Genomic DNA, 15219 nt, shown 5'->3' with positions numbered 1-15219 from the left:
CAAATATTTAAACCACGGCGGCACGGCGACACAGCGACAGTGCGATCTACGGCAAACCGGATGGTAACTGGAACCACGGCGGCACGGCTCTTTATCCTGGCAACTGTAGATCAAATATTTGAACCACGGCGGCACGGCGACACAAAGACAAGGCGATCCACGGTAAGCCAGTGGTAAATAAAACCACGGCGGCACGGCTCTTTATCCTGGCAACTGTAGATCAAATATTTGAACCACGGCGGCACGGCGACACAAAGACAAGGCGATCCACGGTAAGCCAGTGGTAAATAAAACCACGGCGGCACGGCGACACCAAGACAGTGGTGAGCCGGTAAATGTGAACTCCTTTTTTAGTCCACGGCGACACCAAGACAGAGCATTAACCATAAGCTTACTATCCAATCGTTTCAGCCTGACTTTCGATCGATAACCTGAAGGAAGGAAAACATATTTGTCTCCGTACTGTCAGCCCGCCGTGCCGCCGTGGATCAATAAAAAAGGAGCCTTGCTATTCGGGTACCGGTTGTCTCCGTGTCGCCGTGGCGCCGTGGTTTAAATAACTATCCTGCTATCGTTTCTCGAATCGTCTCCGTGTCGCCGTGCCGCCGTGGTTAGAACATCTGTTTTCCAGTTGTCATGATAAGGCGCCGTGCCTCGGTGGTTATAGACACCTTACGGTCGCGTTAAGTACCCAAAATGTAAAAAGAAATTAAGCGGGTCAGCAGACCCTCGGCACCGGGTCGCCGAGGGGTGGCTCAATGAAGCGCTGCCCGCCGATTTTGGTATGCATGATCACGCCGCTGCCTTCTCTGGCTTCGCCGATGATCACCGCGTCTTTACCGTACTTGGTCTTCCTGATTGCGGCGAGGACTGCGTCGGCCATGCCGGCTTCGACGCCGATCACGGCTTTGCCTTCGTTGGCGACCTCGAGGGGGTCTATGCCCAGCATGTCGGCGGCTGCCCTGACGTCACGCCGGACGGGGAGCAGCTCTTCCTGCACGTGAATGGATACGTGGCTTTTCTTGGCCATCTCGTTGAGGACGTTGGCGACGCCTCCTCTGGTCGGGTCTTTCATGGCGGTGATGCCGCCGACCTTCAGGGCTGCTTCGATGGTCTTCCATATGGGCGCGCAGTCCGATTTAAGTTCCGAGCCGAACTTGAAGCCTTCCCTGTGGGCGATGAGCGAGATGCCGTGGTCGCCTATCGTTCCTGTTACTATGATTTTGTTGCCCGGGTTCAGGCCCGAGTCCCTGATGGGGTTGTCGGTAATGCCGATGCCCGAGGTGTTGATGATGATGCTGTCGAGCGCCTCTTTGGGGAGCACCTTGGTGTCGCCAGTGACAACAGCAGCGCCTGCTTCTTCGAGAGCTTCGTCGACGGACCGGACGATCTTCTTCAGGTCGTCGATCGGGAAGCCTTCGGGGATGACCACGCCGTTCGTCAGCGCAATGGGCTTCGCTCCCATCATGGCGAGGTCGTTAACGGTGCCAGAGATGGACAGCCTGCCGATGTCGCCGCCCGGGAAAAAGACAGGCTTGATGACGTGGTTGTCCGTGGTTAAAACGATGTACTTGTCGCCGAACGGGATGGCCGCACCGTCATCCAGCGCTTCCAGGCCTATGCCTCCGGCATTGTTGTTCTTGATTCCGGCAAAGACGCTGCCGATGAGCGACTGCATCATCTCGCCGCCGGCCCCGTGGATGAGGCTGACCCGGTCAGACTTGCCGGCAGGGTCAGTGATGCTTACTTGTTCTGATGAGGTCATACCTCGATCTCCATGGTCTTTAAACAGATATCCCGGCCTTCGACAGCTCTCATGGTACGGCCGCAGTTCGGGCAGGAACACGTAGTCTTGTCCGGCACCGGCCCTTTGTAGCCGCACTCGCACTCGGCGACTGCCGGGATGTTGATGATAATCAGCTTCGAGCCCTTGAGCATGTTCTCTTCGGTCAGCACCTGGTACATGAACTGAAGCTGCTCGGGGTTAATTAAGGCCAGCTCTCCGATCTCCACCGTCACGCTGATAACTTCACGGGCGTCGTTCTGCTTCGCGGTGTCGATAGCGGTGTTGATCAGGTCGGTGGCTATGCTCAGCTCGTGCATGATACGTTCAGGCCGCCTCGTTGATCTCGGCGATCTCGTTCATAATTTTGATCATTTCGAGCGCTTCTTTCTCGTCGATCCGCTGGATCGCGAATCCGGTATGTACCAGTACCCAGTCGTCGACCTTCGGCTCCTCGATGAGGTCGAGGCGGATTTCCTGAGTCAGGCCGCCGAAGTCTGCGACGGCGATATTTTCCTTTATCTCCTTAAGCTGAGCAACAACAGCAAGACACATAGTAACCTCTTTCCAGCGCGGATGCCGGAGCTTGTTCTTCTGTCATATTAACATGGTCATTAAAATACATTTCCATCGACCGGCCGCGGTGGCGGCAGAGTTGGCGGGGTCACCGCTTGCCGGCCTATGCCAGATCATACACCACAGGCGGCAGATTCCCGCCTTTTTGCATTCCAAAAGCCAGTACATTTATATATTTGGTTTTTATATTTATTATTGGTTGAAGAGGCTACACTATGAAAAGAAATGCGATACTTGCCATTGGAATAGGTGTGATACTAATAGGCGCCTCCGTGTTCGCAGCGCTGAACATGCTGGCGCCCTCACCGGAGGTCTCGGGCAACACCACGGGGGCCGTAACGTCGGCTCAGCCTACCGCTGCCCCGCCGGCAAAAGTGCCCACGAAGACGGATGTGCTTGAAAAGTTCTCCTTGATGAAGGATAAGGTCCTGGCCACCGGCCACAACTTCGGCGGCGGCGCCACCCAGCTGATCATGGGTGAAGAAACCGCGATGGTCTACATATACAAGCAATACGGCCAGAACGACATATCCGACCTGCTGGCGACAGGCTTTTCCTCAGTGTACGAGGTCTTCGATACCAAAGACCCGCTGATGGTGGGCATCGTCGACACCTCCCAGCTGATCAACCAGCAGACCTTCAAAGTCGACATCTACGCTCTGGAGCGGGTCATGGTCGACCAGTACCTCAAGGGGGACATAACGAAGACCGAGCTGATGCAGAAAGCCCTGCTGGTCACCCCGGAGACCGAAAGCCTGCACCCCAACAACAGCACCATGAAGATCAGCAAAGACATCTACACGGGTGAAGGCCGCAAGGGCAACTTTACAGAGCCCGCGAGCAGGACCCAGTTCTTCGTCGAGACGCTGAACCAGAGCGGCTACCTGCGCCCCATCAGCCTCCAGACCGGCGACATCGGCGGCGAGCAGGTGGTCAGCGTGGTCATGGCGCTCAAGCGGAACGCGACCGCAGCAGACAACTACAAGGAGATCGAAGCCGCCTTGAGGGCCTGTGCAGGCAGCTACGGAGACTACGACAAGTACTACATATCGCTGGTGCCCCCGGCAGAAGGGTTCACCGACTACTACACGGTGGACGCAAAACCCGCCCCGGTCATGGACTACCTCGACGGCAAGATCAGCCAGTACCAGCTGTACAACAACATCAACCTGACTTACTATACTAAGTAAGTAGCGTGTTGGGAGCCCGGCCGCCCGATTCTGGGCGGCTGCACCTTTTTAATTGTAATAATGTTCACGTAAATCTCAAGATAAGCCCCTGGAGGTAGGGGAGTTCCCGGGAGGTCAGGGAGGTATTTCAAACTGGGAGGTCGGGGAGTTAAGAGAGGTCTGAGAGAAGGTCTGAGAGTGTGGAAAGGTCAAAGAGGATAAATTTTGGCTATTTCTCCCCAGCCTCCCAGTACCTCTCATAACCTCTCTCTGACCTCCCCATTCTCCCTGACCTCCCAGTTTGAAAATCCTCTCAGACCCCGGGTACCTCCCGACCTCCTCGCTTACCCTCTCAGCACCTCCCTGACCGATAAATTACCGTGTAGCATTATTTTCGCCCCGCACGCGCAACTCTTATTGAATAGCCCGGCTTAGGCTCTCCTGTGCACAAGCAGGTCACCTTTAAGGCGGACTACAAGGAAACCGGCCGGGAGTCACTATGCGCTAAGTGCAGGGGTTTCATGGGCCTCTGCGGTAAGAAGGTCTGCCCTATACTGGTCAAGGCAAAGACCTTCATGGATCTGAAGTCGCTGGAGAAGAGCGACATAGCCGGCTCTGCCCCTCCCGGGGTCTTCATCGGCAGCTACGGCTATCCTAAGGTGCTCGCCGGGCCGCTGATTCCGCCCGTATCCGGGGATACGATGCATATGGACTCGGAAGAGTGGCTGGGAGACTCCTTCGACCAGATCCTGAGTAACAGGTTCCAGCTGGTCAGGAGCAAGTCGCTGATGGAGATTCACAGCGCTGCAGACCCCAGGGGCATGCTGGAGAAAATCCAGGAGATCGTGCTCTCCGACAAACCGGTGGACACCGAGGCATCGTTCGAGAAAAAGCCAGACACCCGGGTTTCGTTCTCTATGCGGGAGGCGCCCAGCGGGCCGTCGGCAGACCTGAAGCAGTTCACTGTTATCGACAACCCCTCAGTGCCCCGCAAGGTCGACAAGGTCGTCTCGGACACGGACTACCGGGCAGCCCCGGGGATCGCTGAACTGCACGACGGCGGCATCACCCAGCGACAGATCACCAGGCTGTTCTCCGTAGGGCTGCTCGGCGTAAAGCCCGACCGCAGGCTGGTCCCGACCGCGTGGAGCATCACCGCGGTGGACGACATCATCGGCAAGGCCATCGCCGACCGGGTCCGGTACTACCCGACCATAAACGAGTACATGGTGTTCAGAGCTGAGGCGCTGGCCAATAATGTAGTCGTACTCCTTACCCCGACGCCGTGGATGTTCGAGGGACTGGAGCTGTGGCACCTCAGCGCTCCGAATTACCGGTGCGACGCGGACTTCGAGCTGTACGACGGGCGGAAGGACTACGCCTCCAACATCGCCGGCGCCTACTACGCGGCCCGGGCCCCGGTGCTGGAGCACCTGGACAGAATTGCCAGGCAGGCCGGCGCCATCGCGTTCATGGAGGTCAAGAATGACTGGATTCCGCTGGGGGTATGGCGGTTCCGGGAGCTGACAAAGGAAGCCCTGACCACGGTTCCGCAGAAGTTCGACACGCTGGAGAAGGCGACAGCATCGATCGCTGGTATGCTTTACTCGCCCATCAAGGCATGGACAGGCGCCAGCAATCTGTATAAGTACATGAGACAGCAGCGGAAGCTGACAGACTACTTCTGAAACTCTACCGCAGCTGTCTCGCACAGCTTCTTAAAAATGGAAAAGAGGTAAGCCGCAGCTCACCTCAGTTTTTCTTCCCGGGCAATAGCAGCGCTGCCGATGCCAGGCAGGCCAGCGTTAGCAGGGCTGCCGGCCAGGGCACTGGCATGGCCTGGGTGCTGCTGTCCGGATGTCCGGTCCCGGTGGTGCCCGCAGAAGTCGTGTTATCTGCATACGCCAGCCCGGGGAGAGGTCGTTTCGAGGGCGCCGGAGTCGCTGAAGGGGAGAAGCTCTTCTGCGCGATCTTCGTCACGTTGAATGCGTCAGCCGAATACCTGGCGGTAATGCCTGAGAATGCCGTGTTCGACGTCTGGTTCAATGTTTTGTAGTATCCGGGGTTAAACACCTTGATCGGCCCGATAGTCTGGTTACCTGTTTTGCCGTAGATGCTCCCGGTCAGGCCGCCGGTAACCGGCGTCTTTGTCGGTACCAAGCCGCTGACCTGTCCAGTACCAGTAGTGACACCTGTGGTGGCTCCGGCAGAGGGCCTGGCAATCGCTGTCATCGTCGGGCCTGATCCGTCAGCCGGGCCGCTACCAGTATGGCCGGATATGATCGCGGATGTAGAGGGCCTGGCCATCGGAGTGGCCGTAGGGGTCGCCAGGGCTATATCAGAGCTACTACCGGTAGTAGCACCTCCAGGGGTATGGCCGGGACCTCCCGTATATGGGGGCTTCGGCGTCGGGGTAGGCCCGTTGATGAAGACCAGGTACCGGCCGTAATCAGGGATGATCGTCTGGCTGTACGGCAGGGTCGGGCCCATGGCCATGACGTACCCATCCGCCGGTATTGCAGTGTAGGACATGCTCACGTCGAACCCGAGATCCGTCAGGCGGAGGTATTCCGTTTGCTGGCTGTCGTGCTCAATCCGGGACAGGTCTGCGGTACGGAAGCCGGCCACGCGTCCCGTGGACAGGGCGTAAACCTTCGAGCCGTCTGTGGACAGCTCAAGGTCGAGCGGATGGCCCATCTGGTTGTTGGGGATGCTCTTCAGGAAGTACCCGTCGCCCGAGTGCTTTTCCAGGCTGTACTGCAGCCCTGGATCGGAAGAGTCCATCCATTGCAGGCTGCCTGGCGCCGTTGTGCTTGTCGTAAAATACGTGTTACCAGCCTGATCAACCACCATCTGCCCCGGGTAAGTGTTGATCCACATCAGCGTGTTTTTGACCGCATCCGCACCCTGGTCGTACTTTTCCTTATCGAGGGTCAGCAGTGCCGGGTTATGGGGAAAGTGATCCTCGTAGACCACCGCCAGGGCCTGGAGTTTTTTCATGTCGGGGCTGTCAACGGCACAGACTATTTCCATCGGCTCGTCCTTGCCTACCACTGCATAGTGGCCGAGAGGCGACAGGTCGGCCGCATCGAATACCAGTACCTGCTCAGCCTCGGCCACATACACGAGCTGGCCGTCCGGGGCGACAGATATGTCCCGGGGTATCGAATCTGATTCGAACGTGGTACCGGTAAACGCTTTCGAACTGATCGAGTATTTGTCGAGCCAGCTAAGATTATCGTGGGTGTTACCCCAGATCCAGAAAAGGTAGATACTTTCGAAGTTCGGGCTCATCTTCATGCCGCCGAACCTCTTGTTGTCTCCGCCCGCCTCACAGAGCGTTTTACTGATGAGCTGCTTCGTGAGCGGGTCTACTGCGCACATGTAACCATTGCCCAGGTCGTAGACGGGAGCGTTTCCCTCTCCGTAGATATAGTTGCAGAAGTTTTCCTGGATGAAGACGTACAGGACTGTGTTGTCATAGTTGACGCACAGGTCATGGATGAGTATTTCTTCGGTGCCCAGCACTTCGCCCATGTATATATGGTCGACGATCATGGATGTGGCCGTGTCTACGACGTCGATGGCCGTCTCGTTGGCCACGTATAATAGTGGGCCCTCAACCTCAAAGTACACGTTGTTGTATTTCAGATCTGTATTGAGTCCCTGCTTAACTGGCAGGCTACTGCCTGCAGACATATATCTATCCGAGGCCGATGACAGGCTGCTGTCCGGCTGAGCCGCCAGAGCGACCGGCGCCGAAACGAGCGTAACCATCAGCACGCAAAACATCACCGCAAGAGCCGTCTGCCGGCTGTCGCATCTCTGTTTACCTTTAAACCCCATACTACACACCAAATGTCGCTATAAGGACATACGCTCGGGGATTATATATATGCACTAGAACAGCCTGTTATCGATAATGATTTGATATTTCTCATTTTATCTAAAATAGTCGAATTTTTTTCTCTATATACGAGAACGTATTTATTCTATCGTCAACAGGTAGACTTCATGGACCGAAAAACGGGGACGGACTCCCATACTCGCAAGCTCGACCTGATCAACAGGAAGGTACGAGAGATCAACGAGCGCCGCCGCGGTATGAAGCTCACCCCCCTCGAGGACGACCTGGACAGGCAGGAGCTACGCAACTATATGCGGTTCCTCGGAGTCGAGCCGGGCAACATCCGGCTGGAGTCGATGGGGGAAGAGATAGCGCCGAAGAATAATGTCTTCTATGCCATACTGGCCATCGAGGCACTCATTGAGATCTCGGTTCTGTACTATATCGCCTCGCTCATGCTCACGCCGGGCGCCTCCACAAACGAATGGATCATGTCCGGAATGCTCGGGCTGATCTTCGTGTACATCGCCTACCGCATGTTCAGGGACCTGCGAAAATAATAGCCGGGAACACTCCCGGCGAACTACCCGGCAATATTCGCCGATCATTTTATCACTTTTTAGCCTGCTCTACTAATCATGGTCAGCAGAGAAATGTTTCCTGAGCTGGCAGCTCACATCATCGATGCAGTTCACGTTTCTGACGGCGAAGCCGTCTACATCACCGGCGGCGCCCACCAGCAGGAGTTTCTGGAAGAGATCGGAATCCAGGTGGCGAATAGGGGTGGACAGCCGTTCATATCGGCAGTCTCTAACGACTACCAGAAGCGGATGTTTGAGACGTGCACCGTTGACCAGTTCAGGCGGACGCCAAAAATCCTGAAGGGCGCTATGGAAGCCATGGACAAATACATCGTGCTGGAACCTTACAGCGACCCTTCCTTCAAGGCGCAGCACAGGGATAAGATGCGGGCCAGGTCCGAGGGCATGCAGCCGATTTTACAGATCATCTACGGTAAGCCGGGGAAGCCCTGGATTTACATGGGCTGGGCGACGGAAGGCATGGCAAAGATGTACGGCGTGTCCCTCGACGTGCTGGAGAGGCTGGTGATCGGCGGCTGCAACATCGATTACCGGAAGCTGCAGGCTGACTGCGAGCACGTCATGAAAGTGCTCGACAGCGCCAGGCGGGTGCACATCACTGATAAGCACGGCACCGACTTCTGGCTGGACATCGAAGGCCGCAGGCTGAACGCCGACGACGGCACGTGGTCCCCGGAGAAGGAAGCCGCCGGAGATACGGGCGGCAACCTGCCTGCCGGTGAAGTCTTTATCGCCCCGGTCGAGACCAAGGGTGAGGGCACCATCTACTGCCCGGTCACCATCGACGATCTGACGAGAAGCGTGCTCATCCGAGGGGCCAGGCTATACTTCAAGGATGGCATGCTGGTGCCCGAAAAGTGCACGGCAGAGATAGGTCAGGCCGAGCTCCGGGACACGCTGACCAAGTTCACGGAGATCGACATGCAGAAGTACGGCGCTCCCAACGCCCTCAAAGTCGCCGAGCTCGGCATCGGCCTGAACCCGGTCATAGACCGATCAATAGGGTATATCCTCACCGACGAGAAGATCGGCGGCTCCGTCCACGTGGCCTTCGGCATGAGCGAGGACTACGGTGGCAAGATCATGAGCAACATGCACTGGGACTTCGTCACCGCCCCGGACATCACCTTTGAAGTGGAGTACAAGGACGGGTCGAAGAAGCTGCTGCTGAAAGAAGGAAAATTGCAGCGATAGCTAGTTTTTACAGCCAGCAGGGCGCCCGAATAACTTTCGGGCTGCACACTGGCAACCTTATTTAGGCCTGGCTGACAGATCACTGGCAGTGGTGTAACAAATGGATAAGCTGGACTTGAAGAAAGAGCGGAAAGACCTGTTCAACCCGCCGAAGAAGCCTGTTTTCGTCGAAGTGCCCCAATTTCAATACCTGATGATCGACGGGCAGGGCTACCCAGGTACCTCGCAGGAGTACCAGGATGCGATGGAGACGCTGTTTCCATTATCCTACACTTTGAAATTCATGATCAAGAAGCGGCAGGGCATCGACTTCGCGGTCATGCCGCTGGAGGGATTGTGGTGGGCGGATGATATGGAGCACTTCTACGAGAACAAGGACGCCTGGAAGTGGACATCCATGATGATGCAGCCGGAGTTCGTGACAGAAGCCCTGTTCACCGAGGCCGTGGCGGAGGTCAGGAAGAATAAGGCACCGGCAGCCGTCGATAAGGTCCGGCTGGAAAAATATGGGGAGGGAAAATGCGCCCAGATCATGCACATAGGGCCTTACTCGGAGGAAGGGCCGACCGTAGCGAAGCTCCACGCCTTCATCGACGAGAGCGGTTACGAGAAAACCGGCAAGCACCATGAGATATACCTGAGCGATCCCCGCCGGGCGGCGCCGGAAAAAATGAAGACGGTGATCAGGCAGCCGGTCGCGAAAGGATAGAGTGCCGAGTATAGTCGCTTGAAAAACTTTTCATTGTTCAGACTTGAGCGTACTGCCGCTCATCGATCGGACTCCTATGAAAAATGTGTTATATCGGCTATGGTTATAGGGCCGCCAAGCTCGCCAAGAAGCCAGGCTCGCCAAGGGCTTTTCGATCAGAATTAGGACGAATAGATAAATATAACTTGGCGAGCCTGGCACCCTGGCGTGCCTGGCGGTGTTTCAACCATGGCAGGGCAAACGTTAAATTTTTCATACCCTTACACGAAAATACCCTTTTCATCCATGGGTCCTTACTGAAACGTTTTGTACGAGTGCCCGTACCATTTACTCGAAGTACGCGAGGTACGCGAAGTACTCAAAGTACGGTAAAAACGGCATGCTTGAAAATGATCTTAAAGTAAAACTTCGTGTACTTCGCGTACTTTGCGTACTTCGTGTAAACGGTACCTGACTGTCCTAAAAGTTTCAAGAATGACAATACACAAGGTTGACGAAGTATGGTCTTTCTCAAAACATTTTGGACAGTTCCTTTGCCAGGATATTCGCCGGTTGAACGCCTGCCATGGCAGGCGTTCTCAAGGCGATTCCCGACAGCCCATTTTCTCTCCTCCATCCTCCGGCCTCTCACAATTCTCCTCTCAGACCTCCTGACCTCCCTGACCTCCCAGTTTGAAAAAAGACTCCCAGACCTCCGGGCACTCCCCAACCTCCCATTTTCAATGATACAGATACGCAAGCCGGACTGACAGGGAGGTTTCGGAGGCACCGGAGATCAGAGAGAACGATCTCAGGGAGAGGTCAGAGAGGTCAGAGAGGTCAGAGAGGAGGATGGTGAGGAACCGGAGGCACCGGAGAGTCTGAATGTCGAATATCCAAAAAGTAACAGTAAAAACTATACTTTCGCCCCGGACACTCCGATACTTTATCTGCCGTAAGCGTCATATGTGCAGGCATGCCTGTGAGGCAGTTCGTTGATCTGGATGGCGTACGCTTATCATACATCGACTATGGCGGAAAGGGAGAGCCTTTGCTGGCGCTACACGGCCACTACGCCTGCGCCCGGTCGTTCGCGGGGCTGGCCGAGGCGCTGCACGATCAGTGGCGGGTGATCGCTTTAGACCAGCGGGGTCACGGGTGGAGCGACCAGCCCGACGACTACTCCCGGGAGGCATACGTCCGGGACGCGGCCGCTTTCATGAGGGAGCTGAACCTCGGGCCGGCAGTCGTGCTGGGGCACTCGCTGGGCGGTTTAAATGCATATCAACTGGCGGCATGGCAGCCTGAGCTGGTTAAAGCGCTGATCATCGAGGATATCGGCGCTGTCGTCCCGGAGTTTGGCCCGGCCACGGAAGGCTGGCCCGTACGTTTCGACAGCATGCGGCACGTGCTGGAATGGGCGGAAGAGAAGGGCTTCAAGAACGACTCTTATTTCCAGGAGAGCCTGGTCGAGTTTCCCGACGGGTGGGGCTTCCGGTTCGACTACGATAAGCTGGCCCGATCGATGAAGCTGATCGGCGGCGACTGGTGGCAGGACTGGCTGGCCTCGAAGTGTCCGGCGCTGCTAATTCACGGCCACAGGAGCTGGGTTTTGGAAACAGCCCACGCCAGAGAAATGGCGGCGAGAAGGCCGAATACGAGGCTGGTCGAATTCCCTGAGTGCGGGCACACGATCCACGATGAAAAGCCGGTCAAGTTCCAGCGAGCAATAGTACAATTCCTGAGTTCGAGTTAAGCGGGCGAAAAACTCCTGGAGGTCGAGAGGTTCCGGGAGGTCGGGGAGGATTTTCAAGCTGGGAGGTTTGGGAGGGTTGAGAGGTCAGAGAGGAGGTTTGGGAGTGTGGAAAGGTCGGAGAGGATAACGGGGCATTATTCTGAACTTTTATTATGAGCGCCCGTACCGTTTACACGAAGTACACAAGGTACACGAAGTACGCGAAGTTCGATAAAAGGGCTGACAGCAAGCCAATCATATAGTTTACCTTCGCGTACTTCGCGTACTTTGAGTACTTCGTGTAAATGGTACCTGACAGCCCAAGAAAGGTCAGATATGATTATTAAATATTTAATCTCTTCGACCTCCGGCCCCTCTCATAACCTACTCCCATATCTCCTGACCTCCCTGACCTCCCAGCTTGAACGTGTCCTCTCTATACTCCTCATACCTCTCAGACCCCCCACCTCTACATACCTCCCAGGCCTGCAACTTTTATGGAATACTAGAACGGCCCATAGCTCATTACTACCGGCGAGTAAGTCGAATTGTTCGTCTGCTCCATCTCTGCGTAAGAGCAGTAGAGATATCGGGGAGGCTGGCAGCCGTCAGGCACAGGCCCCAAGGCTTCGAAGTACATGTCCACAACGATCGTCTTGCGCGTCTCGGGCTTCCAGATCTTGCCGTTGATTATCACTGTAGTATTGCCGATCGCCCACCCATCGGGGTCGCTGTAGTTGATCCAGTTTTTATAAGCGGGCGCATACCTGTGGATCGGCCAATCAGAGGCTTCTATATACTTTTTCAGTCATTTCAGCCACGTTATCCCAGTTGAAGACTCTGTCGATCATCTTCCGCCCCTGGGCGCCCATCCACTGCAACGCCTTCGGCTTGCCGATTACTTCGTTGATGCACCAGGCGAGGGATTCAGGATCTAACCTGGCTTTGATCCCGTTGACGAAGTTGTCGATGATCGGGACTGCATCTGTGCCGATGACCGGCTTGCCGGCGTCCCACGCTTCCAGGACCACGATGCCGAAGGGCTCGTTTCTCGACGGCACTACAAGCAGGTCGCACGCATTGTACAGGTCTGTGAGGTCGTCGTCTTTCAGATAACCTGTGAACCAGCATGATCCGGCCACGCCGAGCTCCTGTGCCCGCCATCGGCAGGCCTCTCCGCAATCGCCTTCCCCGGCGAACACGAACTTCGCATCCCATCGCCGGCGCAGTACGTGAGGTACTGCCTCCACCAGCAGGTCAGGGCCCTTCTGGTACCTCATCCTGCCCACGAACAGCGCCACCGGCGCAAACGGGTGGATGCCGTACTTTCGCTTGATTTCGCCGGCGTCGACCGGGCGGCGGACGGTGCCCGGGATTATGCCGTTCGGAATCAGGTGCAGCTTCTCTGAAGGGATGCGATAAAGGGACCGAACCTCGTTTTTTAATACGGGCGACGTGACTATGACCGCTTTCGACTCGTAGCCGGCCAGCCATTCCCGGTGAGAGATTTCAGCGTAGTCGTAGGTGCCTGAATGCCGGTTGCCGTGGCGCCCCCATTCCGTGGAGTGGAACGTGAAGGCGAAGTCCCTCCCGGCTCTTCGCCTGAGCCTGGCCAGCCCTGCGACCGGGTGCCAGTCGTGGGCGTGCAACACGTCGAACTGCCCGGACACTTTTTCCGCAGCCTGAAGTCGCTCTGCCATATCCCCGCACATCCGGTCCATCTGGCCAACTATGCCCCCGTCAGTACAGCAGGGAACCCGGTGGTAGCGGACATCGTTGACGATATCGTATGGCCCTTGCTGCCCGTCTCTGGTGAACACGTGCACTTCGTGGCCCCGGGCAGCCAGCGCCTCTGCTAGTCCCGTGATGTGGGGGGCAATTCCTCCTACTTTCACGCCGTGCAGGCTTTCCCACGAGAACATAGCGATGCGCAGTGATTCCATGGCTTAAGAAGATCGGCCCTGTAAATATATAAAATTCATAGGGGATTGTACCCGGATGCTGACGGTATGCCCCGCAGTAATTTACTGTCAGGAAAAGCATTTATGAGGGAAAGCCGCTCTGAAATCTGATACCATGAAGACGAGTCCACAGTGCGCGCCCTGTCTGCTGAACCGGGTGCTCTACGAGGCGGAGCTTTCGACGAAAGACCCGGAGCTGCGGTTCAAGGCAGTACAGGGGGGCCTCGAGTTCCTGAAGGAGAACTTCTATCCGGGAGCGGATGCCATCGGCATATCGACCGGCATTCACAGGAAAGCTTACACCATCCTTGGCGACAAGGACCCGTACCGGGAGCTGAAGGCGTTAAGCAATAAGCTGGCCATGGAAGCCGTGCCTTTCGTCAGGCAGCAGATGGCCGAGGCGAAGCCCGAAGAGAGGTTCCGGCTGGCGGTGCTCGCCACGATCATCGGCAACACCTTCGACTTCGGAGTGCAGGGGCACGACGTAGAAACCGGCGACTTCATGGCTTTCTACGAGAGAATGGTTGAACAGGGCCTCGACATCGACCACACGGCGGAGATCAGGAAACTCGCCACGAACAGCGACGTCCTCTACTTAGTCGACAACTGCGGAGAGATCTACTTCGACGAATTACTAATTGAAGAGCTGAAGGCCCTCGGCGCAAAGATCACTTTAGTCGTCAGAGGCGAGTACATACTGACCGACGTCACCATGGAAGATGTCGTCCGAATGGGTCTCGACAAAAAGGTGGACCGGGTGCTGACCACCGGCTCCAACGCGGTGGGCGTCAGCCTCGAAGAGGCCCCGGCCGAGCTTTTGAAGGCACTGCAGACCTCGTCTCTCATCATCAGCAAGGGCATGGCCAACTACGAGTCGCTGGGCGACTGCGGGTTCAAGAACATGGCCTACCTGCTCCGGGCCAAGTGCGAAACGGTCGCCGCTGCCATAGGCGCCAGAAAAGGGTATAACGTCGCCAAGCTGGTTCAGTGAGCTTACAATACGATCGCTGCGCTGTGCTTGTATCACAGATTGTTACAGATTGCACGGATTGCACAGATGACTATCGGATAAAAACGATAGTCGGCAAGTCCTTTTCCTTCTTATCTAATCGTATCTGTGCAATCTGTGTCATCCAGTATTCCCGTGCTTGTTTGGCTTGTGGTTGCTAAACTGTCCGGTGCTCTGCCCTTGCATGGGCTTGCGTGGGTAGCACAAAGACACAAAATTCTTTTTTAGAGGGACACAAACTTCACTAAAACCCAAAGGTTCACGGCTAAATCATGAATTGCACTAAGACACCGGTAAAAAAACTAATGCCACTAATACACGGTCCAAAAACACGAACAAGTTCCGCGAAATCACAAGGACACCAAGTTAAGACAAACAACCATATCGCCTACCCCTGCCACGAATACTATAACCATGCGGTTGCGCTATACTCGGGATACCGGTCAACGATGGCAACCGCTTGTTCAACTGTGTTTTAGTTTGGTGTCTTCGAGCATTCGCGGAACTTGTTCGTGTTTTAAGGCCGTGACCTTCGTGGCTTTTGTCGATTAATAGTGTCTTCGGGCAGTTCGTGTTTTAGCCGTGTACCTTAGAGTCTTCGAGTTTTAGTGTCCCTCTAAAAAAAGTTTAGTGTTTTCGTGCTACCCACGATAGC

General features: G+C 55.9%; 13 protein-coding genes. 7 read left to right on the top strand and 6 right to left on the bottom strand.

Features of this window, described 5'->3' with window-relative positions:
- Positions 1–718: 718 nt before the first annotated feature.
- The 3 genes from hypE to ACPLPM_RS17080 are packed head-to-tail and all read right to left on the bottom strand — an operon-like array spanning position 719 to position 2338.
- On the bottom strand, positions 719–1765 hold the full coding sequence (gene hypE, locus ACPLPM_RS17090) for a hydrogenase expression/formation protein HypE (RefSeq protein ID WP_424357978.1): 1047 nt from the start codon (positions 1763–1765) through the stop codon (positions 719–721).
- A complete protein-coding gene (hypA, locus tag ACPLPM_RS17085) occupies positions 1762–2103 on the bottom strand; it encodes a hydrogenase maturation nickel metallochaperone HypA (RefSeq protein WP_424357977.1) in 342 nt (113 codons plus the stop codon). The genes hypE and hypA overlap by 4 nt, the downstream gene beginning before the upstream one ends.
- A gap of 7 nt (positions 2104–2110) precedes the next feature.
- A complete protein-coding gene (locus ACPLPM_RS17080) occupies positions 2111–2338 on the bottom strand; it encodes a HypC/HybG/HupF family hydrogenase formation chaperone (protein ID WP_424357976.1) in 228 nt (75 codons plus the stop codon).
- A 236-nt stretch (positions 2339–2574) separates the two neighbouring features.
- Between ACPLPM_RS17080 and ACPLPM_RS17075 the strand changes: the two genes are divergently transcribed.
- Together ACPLPM_RS17075 and ACPLPM_RS17070 are read left to right on the top strand one after the other, a co-directional pair.
- Positions 2575–3549 (top strand): hypothetical protein, encoded by a 975-nt coding sequence (locus ACPLPM_RS17075; protein WP_424357975.1) that lies wholly within the window; start codon positions 2575–2577, stop codon positions 3547–3549.
- Positions 3550–3971: 422 nt separating this feature from the next.
- The gene (locus ACPLPM_RS17070; RefSeq protein WP_424357974.1) at positions 3972–5216 is read left to right on the top strand and encodes a hypothetical protein; all 1245 of its coding nucleotides are present in this window, start codon (positions 3972–3974) and stop codon (positions 5214–5216) included.
- A 64-nt stretch (positions 5217–5280) separates the two neighbouring features.
- Here ACPLPM_RS17070 and ACPLPM_RS17065 read toward each other — a convergent pair whose 3' ends face one another.
- Positions 5281–7305 (bottom strand): hypothetical protein, encoded by a 2025-nt coding sequence (locus tag ACPLPM_RS17065; protein ID WP_424357973.1) that lies wholly within the window; start codon positions 7303–7305, stop codon positions 5281–5283.
- Positions 7306–7542: 237 nt separating this feature from the next.
- On the opposite strand from ACPLPM_RS17065, the gene ACPLPM_RS17060 reads away from it, so the two are divergent.
- From ACPLPM_RS17060 to ACPLPM_RS17045, 4 genes are all read left to right on the top strand, one after another.
- Entirely contained in the window at positions 7543–7935 is a 393-nt protein-coding gene (locus ACPLPM_RS17060; protein WP_424357972.1) for a hypothetical protein, read from the top strand.
- 78 nt (positions 7936–8013) lie between these two features.
- Entirely contained in the window at positions 8014–9171 is a 1158-nt protein-coding gene (locus tag ACPLPM_RS17055) for an aminopeptidase (protein ID WP_424357971.1), read from the top strand.
- A 100-nt stretch (positions 9172–9271) separates the two neighbouring features.
- Positions 9272–9880, top strand: coding sequence for a GyrI-like domain-containing protein (locus ACPLPM_RS17050; RefSeq protein WP_424357970.1), 609 nt, complete (start codon positions 9272–9274; stop codon positions 9878–9880).
- Positions 9881–10835: 955 nt separating this feature from the next.
- Entirely contained in the window at positions 10836–11615 is a 780-nt protein-coding gene (locus ACPLPM_RS17045) for an alpha/beta fold hydrolase (RefSeq protein WP_424357969.1), read from the top strand.
- A 484-nt stretch (positions 11616–12099) separates the two neighbouring features.
- Here ACPLPM_RS17045 and ACPLPM_RS17040 read toward each other — a convergent pair whose 3' ends face one another.
- Positions 12100–12291: a hypothetical protein gene (locus ACPLPM_RS17040; RefSeq protein WP_424357968.1), complete on the bottom strand. Its 192-nt coding sequence runs from the start codon at positions 12289–12291 to the stop codon at positions 12100–12102.
- An 85-nt stretch (positions 12292–12376) separates the two neighbouring features.
- Positions 12377–13537, bottom strand: a complete 1161-nt coding sequence (locus ACPLPM_RS17035) for a glycosyltransferase family 4 protein (protein ID WP_424357967.1) — start codon at positions 13535–13537, stop codon at positions 12377–12379.
- Positions 13538–13670: 133 nt separating this feature from the next.
- Here ACPLPM_RS17035 and ACPLPM_RS17030 point away from each other — a divergent pair, with 133 nt between their 5' ends.
- A complete protein-coding gene (locus tag ACPLPM_RS17030; protein WP_424357965.1) occupies positions 13671–14546 on the top strand; it encodes a damage-control phosphatase ARMT1 family protein in 876 nt (291 codons plus the stop codon).
- The last annotated feature ends 673 nt before the right edge of the window (positions 14547–15219 follow it).

The sequence above is a fragment of the Methanocella sp. MCL-LM genome (genome assembly GCF_049676595.1).
GTDB lineage: Archaea > Halobacteriota > Methanocellia > Methanocellales > Methanocellaceae > Methanocella_A.
This window is presented reverse-complemented; position numbering and strand designations above follow the sequence as displayed.